This is a genomic window from Coprobacter secundus subsp. similis, from assembly GCF_015097275.1.
GTDB lineage: Bacteria > Bacteroidota > Bacteroidia > Bacteroidales > Coprobacteraceae > Coprobacter > Coprobacter secundus.
In genome coordinates this window covers 14,726-33,357 of the sequence record NZ_AP023322.1, presented here as the reverse complement: position 1 = coordinate 33,357, position 18,632 = coordinate 14,726, and the positions used below count along the sequence as shown (strand labels likewise).

At 45.4% G+C, this 18,632-nt stretch carries 11 protein-coding genes, 2 tRNA genes, 3 rRNA genes and 1 pseudogene; 2 read left to right on the top strand and 15 right to left on the bottom strand.

Annotation, left to right across the window (positions count from 1 at the left end; translation table 11 throughout):
- The first annotated feature begins 129 nt into the window (after positions 1–129).
- Positions 130–876 (top strand): nitroreductase family protein, encoded by a 747-nt coding sequence (locus Cop2CBH44_RS00145; RefSeq protein ID WP_370757165.1) that lies wholly within the window; start codon positions 130–132, stop codon positions 874–876.
- An 893-nt stretch (positions 877–1,769) separates the two neighbouring features.
- Here Cop2CBH44_RS00145 and Cop2CBH44_RS16665 read toward each other — a convergent pair.
- The 3 genes and pseudogenes from Cop2CBH44_RS16665 to Cop2CBH44_RS00135 all read right to left on the bottom strand — a co-directional run bounded on the left by Cop2CBH44_RS16665 (position 1,770) and on the right by Cop2CBH44_RS00135 (position 4,238).
- Positions 1,770–2,327 (bottom strand): XAC2610-related protein, encoded by a 558-nt coding sequence (locus tag Cop2CBH44_RS16665; RefSeq protein ID WP_407065492.1) that lies wholly within the window; start codon positions 2,325–2,327, stop codon positions 1,770–1,772.
- Positions 2,328–2,777, bottom strand: a pseudogene (locus Cop2CBH44_RS16415) (WG repeat-containing protein); the annotation flags it as partial.
- 792 nt (positions 2,778–3,569) lie between these two features.
- A complete protein-coding gene (locus Cop2CBH44_RS00135; RefSeq protein ID WP_044230994.1) occupies positions 3,570–4,238 on the bottom strand; it encodes an HAD family hydrolase in 669 nt (222 codons plus the stop codon).
- Between the two features lie 87 nt (positions 4,239–4,325).
- Between Cop2CBH44_RS00135 and Cop2CBH44_RS00130 the strand changes: the two genes are divergently transcribed.
- Positions 4,326–5,693: an MATE family efflux transporter gene (locus Cop2CBH44_RS00130; protein WP_021931589.1), complete on the top strand. Its 1,368-nt coding sequence runs from the start codon at positions 4,326–4,328 to the stop codon at positions 5,691–5,693.
- Between the two features lie 1,049 nt (positions 5,694–6,742).
- Here the strand turns inward: Cop2CBH44_RS00130 and rrf are convergent.
- From rrf to thiS, 12 genes are all read right to left on the bottom strand, one after another.
- Positions 6,743–6,853: ribosomal RNA gene (rrf, locus tag Cop2CBH44_RS00125) — 5S ribosomal RNA — on the bottom strand.
- A 99-nt stretch (positions 6,854–6,952) separates the two neighbouring features.
- Positions 6,953–9,833: ribosomal RNA gene (locus Cop2CBH44_RS00120) — 23S ribosomal RNA — on the bottom strand.
- A 130-nt stretch (positions 9,834–9,963) separates the two neighbouring features.
- Positions 9,964–10,037 (bottom strand) — tRNA-Ala (locus Cop2CBH44_RS00115).
- A 15-nt stretch (positions 10,038–10,052) separates the two neighbouring features.
- Positions 10,053–10,129 (bottom strand) — tRNA-Ile (locus Cop2CBH44_RS00110).
- A 146-nt stretch (positions 10,130–10,275) separates the two neighbouring features.
- Positions 10,276–11,803, bottom strand: a 16S ribosomal RNA gene (locus Cop2CBH44_RS00105).
- The 16S, 23S and 5S rRNA genes sit together here with 2 tRNA genes alongside, the layout of an rRNA operon.
- Positions 11,804–12,318: 515 nt before the next feature.
- The gene (locus tag Cop2CBH44_RS00100) at positions 12,319–12,876 is read right to left on the bottom strand and encodes a DJ-1/PfpI family protein (protein ID WP_055100070.1); all 558 of its coding nucleotides are present in this window, start codon (positions 12,874–12,876) and stop codon (positions 12,319–12,321) included.
- Positions 12,877–13,120: 244 nt separating this feature from the next.
- Positions 13,121–13,567, bottom strand: a complete 447-nt coding sequence (gene mscL, locus Cop2CBH44_RS00095; protein ID WP_021931775.1) for a large-conductance mechanosensitive channel protein MscL — start codon at positions 13,565–13,567, stop codon at positions 13,121–13,123.
- A 295-nt stretch (positions 13,568–13,862) separates the two neighbouring features.
- Entirely contained in the window at positions 13,863–14,564 is a 702-nt protein-coding gene (locus Cop2CBH44_RS00090) for a HesA/MoeB/ThiF family protein (RefSeq protein WP_021931774.1), read from the bottom strand.
- Positions 14,561–15,691: a 2-iminoacetate synthase ThiH gene (gene thiH / locus Cop2CBH44_RS00085; protein WP_021931773.1), complete on the bottom strand. Its 1,131-nt coding sequence runs from the start codon at positions 15,689–15,691 to the stop codon at positions 14,561–14,563. Before thiH ends, Cop2CBH44_RS00090 begins: the two co-directional genes overlap by 4 nt.
- A 64-nt stretch (positions 15,692–15,755) precedes the next feature.
- Positions 15,756–17,480, bottom strand: coding sequence for a phosphomethylpyrimidine synthase ThiC (gene thiC, locus Cop2CBH44_RS00080; RefSeq protein ID WP_055100061.1), 1,725 nt, complete (start codon positions 17,478–17,480; stop codon positions 15,756–15,758).
- 23 nt (positions 17,481–17,503) lie between these two features.
- Positions 17,504–18,271 (bottom strand): thiazole synthase, encoded by a 768-nt coding sequence (locus Cop2CBH44_RS00075; protein WP_055100059.1) that lies wholly within the window; start codon positions 18,269–18,271, stop codon positions 17,504–17,506.
- Positions 18,272–18,420: 149 nt separating this feature from the next.
- Positions 18,421–18,624 (bottom strand): sulfur carrier protein ThiS, encoded by a 204-nt coding sequence (gene thiS, locus Cop2CBH44_RS00070; protein WP_021931769.1) that lies wholly within the window; start codon positions 18,622–18,624, stop codon positions 18,421–18,423.
- Between the last annotated feature and the right edge of the window lie 8 nt (positions 18,625–18,632).

The following is an 18,632-nucleotide window of genomic DNA, read 5'->3' as shown; positions in this document are numbered from 1 at the left end:
ATTGTCCGGGGCAGATTTAGGAATTTCTTTCGAAAATATTTTTCCGTTTTTACAAGGAAAATAGCGGACTGTAAAAACAGGAAATTACAACCCAATACGAAAACCAAAACTAAAAATAAAAACACAAATATGATTATCGAAGATTTTAAACTGCGACGAACCATCAGGAAATACAAAAACGACCAAATTCCTGAAAAAATGCTGAACGAACTATTAGAAGTAGCCTTCAGAGCATCGACAACAGGCAATATGCAACTGTACAGCGTCATTGTCACCCGCGATGAAGAAAATAAGAAAAAGCTCGCCCCCGCACATTTCAACCAACCCACAGTAACGACAGCTCCCGTCGTCCTCACATTCTGCGCCGACTTCAACCGGTTCATCAAGTGGTGCGAATTACGCAAAGCACAACACGGGTACGACAATTTCCAGTCATTCTATACCGCCACCATCGACGCACTACTGGTCGCACAGCAATTCTGCACAGCCGCTGAGTTATGCGGGTTAGGTATCTGCTATCTGGGAACCACCACTTACAACGCCCCTATGATTATCGAAGCGCTCAACCTGCCCAAATTTGTCGTACCGGTCACTACCGTTACAGTCGGATATCCCGCAGAAATTCCGGCACAAGTCGACCGATTGCCCGCAGAAGCACTCATACACGACGAACAATATAAAGACTACACAAGCGAAGACATAGACCGCATATACGCAGAAAAAGAATCCCTTCCCGAAAGCAAGAAATACATTACAGAAAACAACAAAGAAACACTTGCTCAGGTATTCACAGACGTAAGATATCCCAAAGCAAACAACGAGCACTTCTCGGATATCTTCCTGAAAATCATCCGAGAACAAGGATTCCAATTTTAACATTTCCCCCTCCCCCTTCCCGAAAAGGAACCTTTTCCCTTTTTGAGAAGGGTGCATGACGTTAGAGCACTACCATGCAAAACAAAAATAAACACCACCTCAAAAACAGAAAATCTAAATCTTCCCTCTCGATATGAAAGCCTTCAGCACTTGTTTCTTTTTGAAAATGAGAGTATTATACAGGACATTTCCCCTCACCAGAGGGGAGGTCGGAGAGTATCATTTTTGATTGAAAATGAGCGGCTTGAGTATTGTGTCTCCCCTCTCGAGAGGGGATTAAGGGGTGTGTTACAGTGAGAAGCGCAACTTAGGCTGAGAAGTTTTTTTGAGGTAATATCTATCAGCTTTATGTGAACGCTTTTAATTTCAAAAGCCATGCGCAAACATCACACACACCCAGCCCCTCTCAAAAGGAAAGTGACATTTCTAATTGAAAATAAAGGCTTTGAGTGTTATATTTCCCCTCTCGAGAGGGGATTAAGGGGTGTGTTACAGTGAGAGGCGCGGATTAGGCTGAGAAGTTTTTTTGAGGTGAGGGTTGTCAACTTTGTGTGACCGCTTTTGATTTGAGGTGTCTGTGTGTAACGACGAGATAGGCGACCTAGAATGAAATAGTGAGACTATGTTTCTTAGACTTTTGTGATTGCTTTTTCAAATGTATAACACCTGTGTACAGCAATACAAATCAATAACAAGCACTAAACCCCACCTTTATCCCAAAGTGCGACAAACAAATTTTTAAAATTGAAAAAATCGGCTTCCAATAAGAACAAAACCATATCAATTCAGCCTCTCCATACGTATCTGTTCCATCTCCATCCCTAATCCCGAGAAAAGCCGGAAAATGTGTGACAATGAAATAAAATTTTTAAATTCGAAGTCGTTCGGCTATACTATTTTAGTATAATCGACACCCAATCACTACTTATCTCATCCTCCACAACATTTTCGTGCAACGTTACCATGCCTTTACCCTCTACATACTGTTTTTCTGTAAAGAGAGGAGGCTGCTCAGAACTTTTAAAAATTTGGGTTAAAGTAGCAACATTGACAAATCGACCATCAATAAACTCAAAACGCTTATAACAGTAAGATGCTGCCGACACACGTGATAAAGAGAATACACATTGTCTTCTCCTATTTATCTGTGGACTCTCTATTTGTTTGAAACTCTCATCTTTACAGTACTGTTTCTCTTTCTCATTCCACATATAGCAATCATAATATTGTACCATCTGATTGCCATATCGACCGAGATTGATGAGTATATCGTCTTTTCCGTCAAAATTGACATCTTGCAAATCAATCCTAACATTTAGATTATTGGCAAATTCGATGTCCGGAGGATAGGAATAAGATATTTCTTGGACTACCTTCTCCTGTGCGTTGAATATGGCTATTTGCAATCCTTTAAGGCTGTCCGTTCCACTTCTAATTCCACTATACCTCATTACCCTATTCCCTTTATGGTCAATAAGTTGCCATTCATCAGATTTCCAAAAACAAAATTCTCGGTCGCTATCTGCCTCTCCGTTTGTTGCCATTTGAGATTTTCCATCCTCGAATGGCGTGGCAAACTTAAACTGAGGTTCTATGGCAACATTCCCCAATGAATCGGCAAAACCTATCAATCCGTTTTCATCCATTATACGAAAAAGCCCTTCCCGTATATAATCGGGACCATTATCATATTTGAACACATAGAACAACTTTTTACCTTTATTATCTATGCAAACAATACGCCCGTTTTGTCCATTCTCATACACAAAACCGATATTCCGAATGGTATCAGTTTGGCAGAACTTATATTTGCCATAAGGCACAATGGTATCACCTTGCCCATTCAAATAGCAGACAGGGACACCAGCCTCAAGATATTTTTCTGACGTGTGCGCAACAAGTATACCATATTCACTACTGACATGCGAACAACCAACAGCTATGGCAAATATTACCGCAAAAAACAATGTATTTTGTAAATGCATATCAAACCGCCTTTCACTTTGTAATTAAATTCATAATGCAAAATTACAAAGATATTATTATATGATGATTCAGACACAAGACTTAAGAATCTCTCGTCTAAATTTTGCACGGGTCAGATTTGAGAATTTTTCAGAAATGTTTTTCTGCTTTTATGAGGAAGATAACAGGCTATCTGACAAAGATATACATCTATTATACCCACAAGACTGAGGTTTGTCATTTTCTCTTTTGGCTGCAACAATTCATCGATGCGCCCCAACAATATATCCTCAGAAAAGCGACCGGTTGTCGGAAAAATAGTTTGAAAAGCCTTTCAGTACAGCCAAATAAAAAGAATGAAATCAGATGCAAAGCAAAAAAAACGGAGAATCGCTTAAATTATTGATTTTGTTCCTATTTTGTTTCCTTTACAAGTTGAATAAAATGCTATTACAATGATATACAAATGATTAATCATTTATAGAATAACATTTACCAGATTTATATCCCCCGTCCTTCCGTTTCACCTATCATGCAACAAGACGTTTGCCCCATTAGATGTTATCCATTACCTCTTCTGGCATAAGCCTATTTGTGAAATCGTGACATCGTGGTGACACTTTTAGAATTCACCCTTTTTATGGACATTTATACATCATGCGTATAGTATGTATGATTTATAACGATATATAAATAAAAAGCGGTTATATATCAAAAGCCTGCCCCGGTCAATTCAGCCTCTCCATGCGTATCTGTTCCATCTCATCCACCGTAAAACCGGAAAAGTCGGCAATCACATGGTCAGCCAAAGCAGAAATACGCTCTGCCGGATGAGTGGTAGATAATCCGATTACCGTCATTCCAGCAGCACGGCCGGCCGTCAACCCCGCCAAAGAATCCTCAAAGACAAAACAATTCGAAGGAGCACAACCCAGCAACCTCGCCCCCAGCAAAAAACACTCCGGGTCCGGCTTCGATTTAGAAATCATATCAGCCGTTACGATAGCATCAAACATTCCCTTAAAATCAGGATGCACCCCATACAAAATCCCCATCTTCATATCATTGGAGCTGGTCACAACAGCAGTCTTTATACCCTGAACCCTCAAGCTTCCGATAAATTCCATTACGCCATTGATATACTCATAACGCATATGATTCTCAAAATAATCCAATGCTTTGGAAATCTGCTTTCTCACAGACTCATCCGGAAAATACTTGTCGTAAATCTGATTCAGCGTATTCCCTTTTATAATATAATTAAAATTCTCAATCTCCGGATGGAACTTCTCACCCACCTTACCCCAAAATACCGAATATTGAGTCTCCGTATCCACCACGACCCCATCCAAGTCGAACAATGCTGCCTGATTCAGCCCCATACACTTTCCTTTCATTTTGTTTAACGCTGCAAAATAAACAAAACCCTTCGGACTACACAAATAATTCGTACCTTTGCACCAGTAAAAAGATTGTGAAATTTTATGACAGATAATACACCCACCGTATTGGGCACCCAGCCCATTGGAAAACTTTTAGTACAATACTCCATTCCGGCAATCATCGGTATGACTGTAACTTCGCTGTACAACATCATCGACAGTATCTTTATCGGTCACGGTATAGGTCCCCTCGGCATCACGGGGCTGGCTATCACCTTCCCATTGATGAACCTTGTCATCGCCTTCTGTACACTGGTAGCCGTCGGTGGAGCCACTATAAGTTCCATCTATCTCGGGCAGAGAAATACAGAACGAGCCACTGATGTACTCCATAATGTCGTACTCCTCTGCATTATCAATGCCGTATGCTTCGGGCTCATCACATTCATTTTCCTCGACCCCATACTCCACTTCTTCGGAGCCAGTGCCGAGACACTCCCTTACGCTCGTGACTTCATGCAAGTATTGTTGCTGGGAACCCCCATTGCCTTCGTTTTCATCGGGCTCAACAATATCATGCGGGCCACCGGTTACCCCAAAAAAGCAATGCTCTCCTCCCTGCTCACCGTAGGAGCCAATATCATCATCGCCCCCTTCTTTATCTTCTACCTCGACTGGGGCATGAGAGGAGCAGCCCTTGCCACCGTACTCTCCCAGACATGCGGAATGCTTTGGGTACTCAAGCACTTCTGCGACCCTAAAAGCTTCATTCACTTCCAGAAAGGGCGGTACAAACTCCAGAAACGTATCATCATCAGTATTTTTTCCATAGGTATGTCACCGTTCCTGATGAACGTATGCGCCTGTGTAGTAGTCATTATACTCAACAATAGCCTGAGAAACTACGGTGGCGACATGGCTATCGGAGCCTACGGTATCGTCAATCGTATGCTCACCCTTTTTGTCATGATAGTTATGGGACTCGCTCAAGGCATGCAGCCCATTGTCGGATACAACTATGGAGCACACCAGTTCCAGCGCGTACGTAACACTCTGAAATATGGAATCATAGCCGGAGTAAGTATCACCACAACCGGATTCCTCTTAAGTGAGATATTCCCACACGCCATTGTCGCCATGTTTACTGATAATGAAGCACTCACCGACATAGCCAATACCGGATTGAGAATCTGTTGCCTGATGTTCCCCTTCGTAGGTTGTCAAATCATTATATCCAACTTCTTCCAGTCCATCGGGAAATCACCCATATCAATATTCTTGTCACTTTCCCGGCAACTGCTATTTCTCATTCCCTGTCTCGTCATATTGCCCCGTTACTTCGGTACCAACGGAGTATGGAGCAGTATCCCAGTCTCCGATTTCGTTGCATTCGTCATAGCCGTTATCACACTCATCATCCACTTTAAGAAAGTAAATAAAAAAGAACAAGAACAAATACAAGTACAATAAACTCACACTTTCCGGCACGCCCCGAAAATTTACCATAAGTCGAATATTCGCAAGGGACACTTCTTCCTTATAAGAAAAGGAACTATCTCCCCTCTCAAAACGCCACACCTCCCTTTTGATAAAAGCCAGAGGTGTGTGATGCTTGTGCACATCATCCCAAATCAAAAGCAAAAAACAAAACTTGATAAACGCTTCTTCGCTACTCCAAACTCAGCAGACTCTACCTCAAAAAAACAATACCATCAATTAACATCCCAACCCAAACCATCCCCCCTCACCGTACACACCCCTTAATTATCTATCCAGAGACTATATAAAAACTGAAATCAAATTTCTAAAAAAGAGCCTGTACAAAGCGTATTTTTTGAATGAAAAAAGCACCTTTTCTTTTATTGATATACGCATTAAGCTTTAAATTGCAAGTTATTTATTTTTGTTTTTGACTTTTTACAGAGTTTCTCAAGAGAGGATAACACAATCATAAAACACTTATTTTCAAATAAAAAGCAACACCATCTCTCAATATCTCTACCCAAACACCATACTTTCCAAGTAAAAATGCCTTCTATCCCCAAAGGGAATCACTGGCATTACCACGATTGACAACCAATAACACACAAACCCAAGTCGAAGTCAACACTATAAAATTTCGACACAAGTAGCAGGGTAAAACAACGAAAGAAGGAATTAGGAAAGCTATCCCGGCACTATTCACACTCAAAAAAAATAGATATATTACAAAATATATTCCAATTTCGTTTTCACTCACAGCATGAAAGACAATGGCATTTAAATGTCTATTTTACCCACTCCAAAATCAGGGAACATCAATTACCATCCGGTAGGGAAATCCGAGGGTTTCATTGTTTAAGCGTAAATTTTAGCCGGTCCGAACAGAAACAGAAACAAATCCAAATGCCCGAAAAAAAGGGTAGCGGCGTGTCCGGGAATCGGGTCGCGGGGGAGGGGGGGGAAATGCATCTCCAAGGGGAAAAAAATAGGGAGGAGAGCAGGACCCTGCGGTCTTCTCTCCTCCCTATTCTCCTATAATACGGCAGCTACCTACTCTCCCACTGTGACGCAGTACCATCGGCGCGGTCAGGTTTAACTTCTCTGTTCGGAATGGGTAGAGGTGGAACCCTGACACTATAACCACCTGAATGCCTTCTTTTTTGCCATACAAAAAAAGAAAAGAAAAAGAAAAACACCAACAAACGACAGAACGATACCACGTATCCGGCACTACCGGAATCATACCTTACAGAAAGTCTCGGGTGATTAGTTTTGCTCGGCTTTGGCATTACTGCCTTTACACCTGCAACCTATCTACGTCGTCGTCTGCAACGACCCTCTAGGGAAATCTTATCTTGAGGCTGGCTTCGTACTTAGATGCTTTCAGCACTTATCCAATCCCGGCTTAGCTACTCAGCAGTGCTCCTGGCGGAACAACTGATAAACCAGCGGCCGGTCCAACACGGTCCTCTCGTACTAGTGTCAGAGCCTCGCAAATTTCCTGCGCCCACAACAGATAGGGACCGAACTGTCTCACGACGTTCTGAACCCAGCTCGCGTGCCACTTTAATGGGCGAACAGCCCAACCCTTGGGACCTTCTCCAGCCCCAGGATGTGACGAGCCGACATCGAGGTGCCAAACCGCTCCGTCGATATGAGCTCTTGGGAGCGATCAGCCTGTTATCCCCGGAGTACCTTTTATCCTTTGAGCGATGGCCCTTCCATGCGGAACCACCGGATCACTATGCTCTAGTTTCCTACCTGATCGACGTGTCGGTCTCTCAGTCAAGCACCCTTGTGCCATTACACTCTACGGCCGGTTACCAATCGGCCTGAGGGTACCTTTAGAAGCCTCCGTTACGCTTTTGGAGGCGACCACCCCAGTCAAACTACCCACCAAGCAGTGTCCTCTCTAATACAGAGTTAGAATTCAAATAATCAAAGGTCCGTATTTCAACAGCGGCTCCTCGGATACTGGCGTACCCAATTCTCTGCCTCCGGACTATCCTACACATCAAGTACCCAAATTCAATGCTAAGTTGCAGTAAAGGTTCACGGGGTCTTTCCGTCCCGTTGCGGGTAATCGGCATCTTCACCGATACTACAATTTCACCGAGCTCACGGTTGAGACAGTGTCCAGATCATTGCACCATTCGTGCAGGTCGGAACTTACCCGACAAGGAATTTCGCTACCTTAGGACCGTTATAGTTACGGCCGCCGTTTACTGGGGCTTCAATTCTACGCTTCTCTTGCGATGACGTCTCCTCTTAACCTTCCAGCACCGGGCAGGTGTCAGGCTGTATACTTCATCTTCCAATTTCGCACAGCCCTGTGTTTTTGTTAAACAGTTGCCTGGACCTATTCTCTGCGCCCGACTTCTTTCAGTCGGGACCCTTTCTCCCGAAGTTACAGGGTCAATTTGCCTAGTTCCTTAACCGTGAATCTCTCGAGCGCCTTGGTATATTCTACCCAACCACGTGTGTCCGTTTGGGGTACGGGTGAATGTAGCATATGTTTAGCGGATTTTCTTGGGAGTCTGATTACCATCGCTATCCGGTTGTCCGAGGACGCCCGGTACTATCAAGTTCGACTATCCCGGCGGATTTGCCTACCGGGACAATATCTACACTCTTCAACCTGCTATTCCGTCTGCAGGCGGATGTGTCACTGCTCCGTCTCCGCGTCACTCCTACATTCAGTAACGGAATATTAACCGTTTCTGCCATCGGCTGCGCCGTTCGGCTACGCCTTAGGGCCCGACTTACCCTGATCCGATTAGCGTTGATCAGGAACCCTTGGTCTTGCGGCGAGGAGGTTTCCCGCCTCCTTTATCGTTACTTATACCTACATTTGCTTTTCCACTGTCTCCAGTCTGTCTCAAAACAGGCCTTCTGCGACCCGTGGAATGCTCCCCTACCAATATTTGCATATTCCATAGCTTCGGTAAATAGCTTATGCCCGATTATTATCCACGCAGAATTCCTCGACTAGTGAGCTGTTACGCACTCTTTAAATGAATGGCTGCTTCCAAGCCAACATCCTAGCTGTCTTTGCAATTCTACTTCGTTAATTCAACTTAGCTATTATTTCGGGACCTTAGCTGATGGTCTGGGTTGTTTCCCTCTCGGACATGGACCTTAGCACCCATGCCCTCACTCCTCGGTCTTGAGTTGAAGCATTCGGAGTTTATCAAGACTTGATAGGCGGTGAAGCCCTCGCATCTTATCAGTCGCTCTACCTCTTCAACTCGAACCCGAAGGCTGCACCTAAATGCATTTCGGGGAGTACGAGCTATCTCCAAGTTTGATTAGCCTTTCACCCCTACCCACAAGTCATCCGAAAACTTTTCAACGTTTACCGGTGCGGTCCTCCAGTTGGTGTTACCCAACCTTCAACCTGCTCATGGGTAGATCACTTGGTTTCGCGTCTACTCCTGCTGACTATGACGCCCTGTTCAGACTCGCTTTCGCTTCGGCTCCGGGCCTGAAGCCCTTAGCCTGGCCAACAAAAGTAACTCGTAGGTTCATTATGCAAAAGGCACGCCGTCACTCCATATAGAAGCTCCGACCGCTTGTAGGCGCATGGTTTCAGGGTCTATTTCACTCCTCTGTTCGAGGTTCTTTTCACCTTTCCTTCACAGTACTGGTTCGCTATCGGTCTCTCGGGAGTATTTAGCCTTACGGGATGGTCCCCGCGGATTCATACAGGATTTCTCGTGTCCCGCACTACTCAGGTGCCGCCTCGGCTTCGCTTCGGATTCGTCTACGGGATTGTCACCTTCTTTGATCCAACTTTCCAATTGGTTCGACTTCCTCCGCTCTTGCCTTTATCGGCGGTCCTTCTACCCCGCTCCTGCCGAAACAGGAACGGTTTGGGCTCTTCCGCGTTCGCTCGCCACTACTAGCGGAATCATTGTTATTTTCTTTTCCTGTGGGTAATGAGATGTTTCAGTTCCCCACGTTTGCTCACTGACTTGCAGTGTGTCGCCTTGCGACGACGGGTTGCCCCATTCGGAGATCTACGGGTCAGCGGATATTTGCTCCTTACCGTAGCTTTTCGCAGCTTATCACGTCCTTCTTCGCCTTCGAGAGCCTAGGCATCCTCCATGCGCCCTTGTTTACTTTCTTTTCCCGGCTATTGCCGCCGATTCTCCGACGGCCCTCCGGTGTGATGTATACCTGGTTCGCTTTCTTTCTTGGTTTGCTAGGTTTTTTGTTTGTTCTTTTCTTTTTTCAGTATGTCAAAGATCTTCTTTCGTGGAGAATAACGGATTCGAACCGTTGACCCCCTGCGTGCAAAGCAGGTGCTCTAGCCAGCTGAGCTAATCCCCCAAACTTCTGCCAGTTTGGTAGTCCCAGGCAGATTTGAACTGCCGACCTCTACATTATCAGTGTAGCGCTCTAACCTACTGAGCTATAGGACTGTCAATTCATCCCTCTGCCGGGCTGCTTCTTCTCTTTTATCTTGTTACAATAGACCGTAGAAAAAAACGGGGTCGTCTCCGTCTCATTTATCGGAAAGAGGACGCCTGAGCGTTCTTTGTGGAGGATATCTTCCCTTTTACTCCAGAAAGGAGGTGTTCCAGCCGCACCTTCCGGTACGGCTACCTTGTTACGACTTAGCCCCAGTCACCAGTATTACCCTAGGACGCTCCTCGCGGTTGCATACTTCAGGTACTCCCGGCTCCCATGGCTTGACGGGCGGTGTGTACAAGGCCCGGGAACGTATTCACCGCGCCATGGCTGATGCGCGATTACTAGCGAATCCAGCTTCACGGAGTCGAGTTGCAGACTCCGATCCGAACTGGGACAGGGTTTCGAGATTGGCGCGGCATTGCTGCCTGGCTACTCGCTGTCCCTGCCATTGTAACACGTGTGTCGCCCCGGACGTAAGGGCCGTGCTGATTTGACGTCATCCCCACCTTCCTCGCAGCTTACGCTGGCAGTCTCGATTGAGTCCTCAGCTTCACCTGGTAGTAACTATCGATAAGGGTTGCGCTCGTTATGGCACTTAAGCCGACACCTCACGGCACGAGCTGACGACAACCATGCAGCACCTCGCAGGCGGCTATTGCTAGCTGCGTACTTTCATACGCATTCCTCCTGCGTTTGAGCCCGGGTAAGGTTCCTCGCGTATCATCGAATTAAACCACATGTTCCTCCGCTTGTGCGGGCCCCCGTCAATTCCTTTGAGTTTCACCGTTGCCGGCGTACTCCCCAGGTGGAATACTTAACGCTTTCGCTGTACCGCTTACTGTATATCGCAAACAGTTAGTATTCATCGTTTACGGCGTGGACTACCAGGGTATCTAATCCTGTTCGATACCCACGCTTTCGTGCTTCAGCGTCTGTTTCACCCCAGTATGCTGCCTTCGCAATCGGGGTTCTGCGTGATATCTATGCATTTCACCGCTACACCACGCATTCCGCATACCTCTTGTGGACTCTAGCCCTACAGTTTCAACGGCAGTTTCCCGGTTGAGCCGGAACATTTCACCGCTGACTTATAGGGCCGCCTACGCACCCTTTAAACCCAATAAATCCGGATAACGCTCGCATCCTCCGTATTACCGCGGCTGCTGGCACGGAGTTAGCCGATGCTTATTCGTATGGTACTTGCAATAGCCCACACGTGGACTCTTTTACTCCCATACAAAAGAAGTTTACAACCCGTAGGGCAGTCTTCCTTCACGCGACTTGGCTGGTTCAGGCTTCCGCCCATTGACCAATATTCCTCACTGCTGCCTCCCGTAGGAGTCTGGTCCGTGTCTCAGTACCAGTGTGGGGGACCTTCCTCTCAGAACCCCTATCCATCGTCGCCTTGGTGGGCCGTTACCCCGCCAACCAGCTAATGGAACGCATGATCACCTGTAACCGGTTACCCTTTCGCCGGCCTTTCATGCAAAAAACCGGCGGCATGGGGTATTAGTCCGAATTTCTCCGGGTTATCCCCCTGTTACAGACAGATTCCATACGCGTTACTCACCCGTGCGCCGGTCGCCAGCGTATCAGCAAGCTGATACCTGATGCCCCTCGACTTGCATGTGTTAGGCCTGTCGCTAGCGTTCATCCTGAGCCAGGATCAAACTCTTCGTTGTAATATCTATTTTTTTCTTTTTCTTACTCCCGTAAAAGCCGATATCATCCCCTGCTCTGATGCCCGTATCATTTCCTTATTCTCTTGACGTGGACTATTACCCCCTCCGGTTTCCCAAAGGGGCCCGTCTCTTTCTACATTTCTCTCTGTCTATCGTAATACTTTCAATGACCTCTTGCATTTCCTTGCTCCCTTAGAAGCGCGAAAGTTTTGCAAAGATAAAACTTTTTTCGTTTCCGCTCCAAATTTTTCCAAATCTTTTTTTGAACTTTTCCAGAACTATACTCTTGTGTCTTTCTTCGCTATCTCTTTACTATCTCGCTCCCCTCGCTCGAAAAGCGGTGCAAAGATAAAACTTTTTATTTATAATATACAAATCTTTGAAGAACTTTTTTTATCTTTTTTCTTATATCGCCTCTGTTTCTGACTATTACATCATACAAAAATCCAATTCGGAAGTAATATATAATACACTTCCAAACTGGACTATTCTGCCAAAACCCGAAAAATCTTATCTTACCCCATAATCAGTAGCAACTCTTTCGATACTTTATCGGCAGCATCTTTTCCTTTGAGCATCGAAACTATACCGATAGCAAATTTAAAAGAATCTCCTGCACCTCTACCGGTAATCACATTATCTTGAATCTCAACAGGCAGCCCTGTATAAGTCGCTCCCTGCAAAAAATTCATATAAGCCGGCTGAGCCGTAACATTCTTGCCATTCAACATGTCCAGTTCTCCCAGAATAGATGGAGCCTCCCCTATTGCACCCACATAACGACCCTGATTATAATGATTCAATAAGTTCATTTTGAAGTCATCATTCATAAAAAGATTTTTAGTTCCCTCTACCCCACCGGGCAAAATATAGAATCCTTCAACATCATCAGATTTTACGCTTTCATAGAGTACATCGGACACCACCGCTACATTGTGTGCACCGACCACAGTCTTCTCTCCTGTCATAGAAACAGACTTCACCTCAGCACCAGCTCTGCGTAATATATCCCATACAGCAACAGCCTCTATCTCATCAAAACCCTCTGCCAAAAATAAAAAAGACGTTTTCATACCAAAAATATTTGAAGTTTCCAATTACCCCTACAACGCCCGTACGACTATTATTGTTCTATGTAATCTTGACACGAACAACATAAAAAACTAAATTTAACAGCCCGAACATACCAATTAAGAAAGAGAACAGTCTTCACTCCTGCTTCGAAGTTCAAAACTGCTCTCTCTAAAAAATGAATACTACGAAAAACTCTCGATTTCGACATTCAAAAAATACTAAACATCCCGAACCAAAAACAAATCATTTTTTCTCTGAGCTCTGCTTTTCCATAATGTCCCTTATTTGAGTAAGTAACTGTACTTCGGGCGAAGGGACAGGAGGCGCAGCCGCAACCTCTTCCTTCTTTTGTCTTGAAAGCTTTGCTATCAATTTTATAATCAAAAATATAGCGAATGCAATAATAATGAAATCGACACTCACCTGGATAAAGTTACCATAATTCAATGTCACCGCCGGGGTTACCACCTCTCCCGCCGCATTGGTTACTGCTTCATGTAAAGTCAATTTCAAATCCGTAAAATTGATGCCTCCCAGTAACAAACCAACTATCGGCATAATCAAATCTGAGACTGCCGAAGATACAATCTTGCCGAAAGCAGCACCGATAATGATACCTACCGCCATGTCTACAACATTACCACGCATGGCAAACTGCTTGAACTCTGTCAAAAATTTACTCTTTTTCATACGTATCGAATTTATATATTAAATAATCAGAAAGACACCCTTTTTGTTCACCCTACCCCTGCTATTTGTAATACTTTAGAACCCTAATTTTGCTCGAGTCTGTCTTGGGAACTTCTTTTGAGAATAATAATGGGACTATTTGCCCAATGAAAACGAAAAGAAATTCCATCTGAATTCCGTCTATCGGAAAATACAAACCTGCTCTTAGTGCCATATACAACCCGACACAGCCCCTCTTTCCGAAATATAGAAAAGAAGCTGTGTCGGAATTTTTCTATAAGAAAAGCGACAACACTCAAAACTCAAGTATCTCGGTTTTCAAAGTAAGTACATCAATGGTAAAAAGCCGGTTACGCAAAGGCTCTCCGCTATCCGTTATTATCTTAATGGTTTCCGCTGCTTCTATACTTCCGATAATACCGGGTACTACCCCCAACACACCTCCAGGCTTAGAAGGACTGGCAGTAAGCTCCATCTCATCAGGATAAAGGTCTCGATAGCCGATACCTCCCCGGTAGTTGAACACAGAGGCTTGCCCCCGAAATTCCCCGATAGTACCATACACATAAGGCTTTCCGGTCTCACGGCAACAATCGTCAATAAGATAACGCGTCGCAAAATTATCACACCCGTCTACGACAATATCATAATTCTGTATGATACTCAGAGCATTATCCCGTGTCAGAAAATAAGGATATACATCTATCTCTATCGTAGAAGAAAGAGCCTGCAACCGTCTCCGGGCACACTCTGCCTTCGGCCTGCCTATCTCCTCTTCCGTATAGAGAACCTGACGTTGCAGATTACTCTCCGAAACGACATCCCCGTCGATGAGCCCCAGCCGTCCGACACCGGCTCCGGTAAGATAAAGAGCGATAGGAGACCCCAGTCCTCCTACCCCTACAAGGAGTACCGAAGCTTGAGAGAGCTTTTTTTGCCCGGCTTCACCGATAGGTTCGAGCATGATTTGCCGGCTATATCGTTCAGAGAGATTCATACAGCCTGCTGAGCTTTACGGTCAAACGACTCATCCCAATCTTTCCACACCGGTTCACGACCCAGAGCCTTAAGGTCCCTTTCTACCTGCACGGCAGTGCGCTCGTCACTGACATGAAACTGTTCGAGAGACTGAGGATAAGTAAAATATCCTCCGGGTTCGGTCTTGCTCTCAGCACTCATCGTTGTCACGCCCAGCGTAGCCATATTATTACGGAACTGGGCACTTTCTCGGGTAGAGTAAGAAATATCCACATCATGGTCGAAGATACGCATGGCAAAAGTCACCTGAGCAAGTTCCCTGTCGCTCATAACGACATTCGGCTGGAAGTGCCCTTCACTCGGACGCATACGCGGAAAGTTGACGCTATACTTCGTTTTCCAATAATGCTTCTGCAAATAACGCAAGTGATAAGCCATCATCGTAATATCGGTACGCCAGTCTTCCAAGCCGATAAGTACCCCCATTCCTATTTTATGTACCCCGGCTTGTCCCATACGGTCGAAAGCATTGACCCTCCAGTCAAATTTAGACTTCATCCCTTTAGGATGATAGATGTTATAATTTGCTTTGTTATATGTCTCTTGAAAGCAAATCACCCCATTAAGTCCGGAATGAGTAAGCCGTTCATACTCCTCCGCTTTCAGAGGCATTACCTCTATCTGCAAATTAGAAAAGTAAGGCTTGGCCAATTGCAAAGCCCGCTCAATATAGGGGACCCCAGCTTTTGCAGGATTTTCCCCGGTCACAAGAAGCAGGTTCTCGAAAGGAGCAAGCTTTTTTATAGCCTTATATTCGTTCACAATCTCCTCTTCAGTCAAGATAATCCTCGACATGGGATTATTATGATTGAATCCGCAATAGATGCAAAAGTTCGTACACGAATTTGTAATATAGAGAGGCACAAACATCGATATAGTCTTGCCGAAACGTTGCAAAGTGTACTGTTGACTAAGCCTCGCCATGACTTCGAGGTAAGGCTGTGCAGCAGGCGAGATAAGCGCCTTGAAGTCTTCCACATCAAGATACTCTTTGTGCAGAGCCGCTTCCACGTCGGCTGCCGTTTTAGAATAGATGTCGTTCGTAGTTTTTTCCCACGATATTTTTTCAAGTTCTTCTGAAAACATCTTCTTATTATTTTTGATAATTTTACTTCTTCATCACCCTTTCTCGACAAAAGAAAAGATGACATCATTTCCCCTCCTGAGCAGACTTCCCGACCATATCGCATGTATCGATATCCTGCGAGAGGCGCATAGCACAGAAGTTCGGGCCACACATGGTACAATAATCGCCATCATGTTTCGAGCCTTCTTTATAATATTCGAGGGCACGTTCAGGGTCGAGAGAGAGATTGAATTGGTCTTTCCACCGGAATTCAAAACGGGCCTTGCTCAATGCATCATCACGCACTTGTGCACCGGGATGCCCCTTTGCCAAGTCGGCTGCATGCGCTGCGATTTTATAGGCGATGACCCCATTACGCACATCCTCACGATTGGGTAGTCCGAGATGTTCCTTAGGCGTGACATAACAAATCATTGCCGTACCATACCAGGCAATCTGCGCCGCACCGATAGCCGAAGTGATATGGTCATACCCCGGAGCTATATCGGTCGTCAACGGTCCCAACGTATAGAAAGGAGCCTCGTGGCAGGAGCTCAACTGACGGTCCATATTTTCCTTGATTTTATGCATGGGAATATGGCCGGGCCCCTCTATAATGACCTGAACATTGTGTGCCCAAGCTTTTTGGGTAAGCTGTCCCAACACATCGAGTTCGAGGAATTGCGAACGGTCATTGGCATCATGTATCGAACCCGGCCGCATGCCATCTCCCAACGAGATAGCTACGTCATATTGTTTGAGTATCTCGCAAATATCATCGAAATGTGTATAAAGAAAACTTTCACAATCATGCATGACACACCACTTTGTCATGATAGACCCTCCGCGCGATACAATACCGGTAAGCCGTTCTTTGACCAGCTCGGCATGCTCCTTCAGTACCCCCGCATGTATGGTGAAATAGTCCACACCTTGCTCACATTGTTCTATAAGCGTATCCCTATACAACTCCCAAGTAAGATTTTCCACTTCCCCGTTTACTTTCTCCAAAGCCTGATAAATAGGAACCGTACCCACAGGCACAGGACAATTCCTGATAATCCACTCCCGAGTCTCATGTATATTGGCCCCGGTCGAGAGGTCCATAAGCGTGTCTCCGCCCCAACGGCAGCTCCACACAGCCTTATCCACCTCCTCTTCTATACTTGAAGAAAGAGCCGAATTGCCGATATTCGTATTCAGTTTCACCAGAAAATTACGCCCGATAATCATCGGCTCAGCCTCCGGATGATTGATATTGGCAGGAATGATAGCCCTGCCGGCGGCAATCTCGTCGCGTACAAATTCAGGCGTTATATGAGTCTCTATACCCAACTTCTCATTCTGGAGATTCTCACGTATAGCCACATATTCCATTTCAGGCGTAATAATACCCTGCCGGGCATAGTACATCTGTGTTATCTCTTTGCCGGCCTTAGCCCGGTAAGGTGGTTTCATATGCTCAAAACGCAAAGAATCAAGAGAGTGGTCGGCAAGTCGCATACGTCCGTACTGGGAAGTAATCTGTGGCAACTGCTCCACATCCCCCCGAGCCGTAATCCACTTTTCGCGCAAGCGCGGAAGACCCTTTTCAAGATTAATCTCGATATCCGGGTCTGTATAAGGGCCGCTCGTATCATATACATACACATCATCATTATGCGTAACCACGCGTTTACCGTCTACAATTTTGACAGTATCCGTCAACTTTACCTTGCGCATGCCCACTTTTATATCATGCAACTTGCCGTCGACATAGACTTTTTCAGATGCGGGATACGCATCACGTATTGTTTTTTCTGTTTTCATATTGTCCTTTTCATTGGAGGTAATCAATCGAGAAATGAAGTAAGCGGACTACTCGCTGCCGCATGCCGTGCCTGTGCACCGAGACCGGCCCGATAAGCCCTGCGCCCGGCAATCGTCGCCTCTTTAAAAGCAAGAGCCATCGCTTCTGGGTCCGGAGAAATAGCAATAGCCGTATTTACAAGTACAGCATCGGCACCCAGCTCCATTGCCGCCGCAGCATGCGAAGGAGCTCCCAGCCCTGCATCCACCACCACAGGGACATTACTCTGTTCAATGATGATTTCAAGGAGGTCTTTCGTACACAAGCCCTTGTTTGTACCGATAGGAGCAGCCAGCGGCATAACCGTTGCCGCCCCGGCCTCTTCAAGCCGCTTGCAGAGCACAGGGTCGGCCTGCACATAAGGAAGCACGACAAATCCCATCTTGACAAGCGCCTCCGTTGCCTTCAACGTTTCCACCGGGTCAGGTAACAAATACTTAGGATCAGGGTGTATTTCCAGTTTGAGAAAATTCGTCCCGAAAGCCTCCCGTGAAAGCTGAGCCGCCAGAATAGCCTCTTCGGCATCACGTACACCCGATGTGTTAGGCAACAACTGTACATCCTTCTGATTGATATGCACAAGCATATCATCCTCAGCATTATTCATATCGATACGTTTCATGGCAACAGTCACCATCTGTGTACCGGATGCAATAATAGCCTTCCTCATAAGCTCGTTCGAGCTGAATTTTCCTGTTCCCACGAACAGACGGGAAGTAAACTCCCTCCCCCCGATAATAAGTTGATCCATATATTTATCTTTTTATGTTGTTATATCCAATATATCTTTTATCACTATTCCATACCGGCATTACCTCATCTCTCCCATTCCCCGAGAAGAATCTGGGAAGATATACATTATCCGGCAAAACAATTCCTGTAAAAACAAAGATGAGCACATTATCCGCCGCAAGTCGCACGTATGACAGTAACTTTATCATTATCATTGAGCAAAGTAACATCCCAGTCTTTACGAGGTATAACACGATTGTTGACAGCAGCAGCAATACCGCCCCCGTTCAACCCCTTATCTTCAAGCAGCCGGGCCAGTGTACAATCCTCCTGTATCTGCATTTCCTGATGGTTAAGCGTAATTGTCTTCATATAATCAT

What these genes read in the sequence shown, in the direction of transcription:
- Cop2CBH44_RS00145 (WP_370757165.1), top strand. Translation starts at nt 130, where the DNA reads ATGATTATCGAAGATTTTAAACTGCGACGAACCATCAGGAAATACAAA.
- Cop2CBH44_RS16665 (WP_407065492.1), bottom strand. Translation starts at nt 2,327, where the DNA reads ATGAGGTATAGTGGAATTAGAAGTGGAACGGACAGCCTTAAAGGATTG.
- Cop2CBH44_RS00135 (WP_044230994.1), bottom strand. Translation starts at nt 4,238, where the DNA reads ATGAAAGGAAAGTGTATGGGGCTGAATCAGGCAGCATTGTTCGACTTG.
- Cop2CBH44_RS00130 (WP_021931589.1), top strand. Translation starts at nt 4,326, where the DNA reads ATGACAGATAATACACCCACCGTATTGGGCACCCAGCCCATTGGAAAA.
- Cop2CBH44_RS00100 (WP_055100070.1), bottom strand. Translation starts at nt 12,876, where the DNA reads ATGAAAACGTCTTTTTTATTTTTGGCAGAGGGTTTTGATGAGATAGAG.
- mscL (WP_021931775.1), bottom strand. Translation starts at nt 13,567, where the DNA reads ATGAAAAAGAGTAAATTTTTGACAGAGTTCAAGCAGTTTGCCATGCGT.
- Cop2CBH44_RS00090 (WP_021931774.1), bottom strand. Translation starts at nt 14,564, where the DNA reads ATGAATCTCTCTGAACGATATAGCCGGCAAATCATGCTCGAACCTATC.
- thiH (WP_021931773.1), bottom strand. Translation starts at nt 15,691, where the DNA reads ATGTTTTCAGAAGAACTTGAAAAAATATCGTGGGAAAAAACTACGAAC.
- thiC (WP_055100061.1), bottom strand. Translation starts at nt 17,480, where the DNA reads ATGAAAACAGAAAAAACAATACGTGATGCGTATCCCGCATCTGAAAAA.
- Cop2CBH44_RS00075 (WP_055100059.1), bottom strand. Translation starts at nt 18,271, where the DNA reads ATGGATCAACTTATTATCGGGGGGAGGGAGTTTACTTCCCGTCTGTTC.
- thiS (WP_021931769.1), bottom strand. Translation starts at nt 18,624, where the DNA reads ATGAAGACAATTACGCTTAACCATCAGGAAATGCAGATACAGGAGGAT.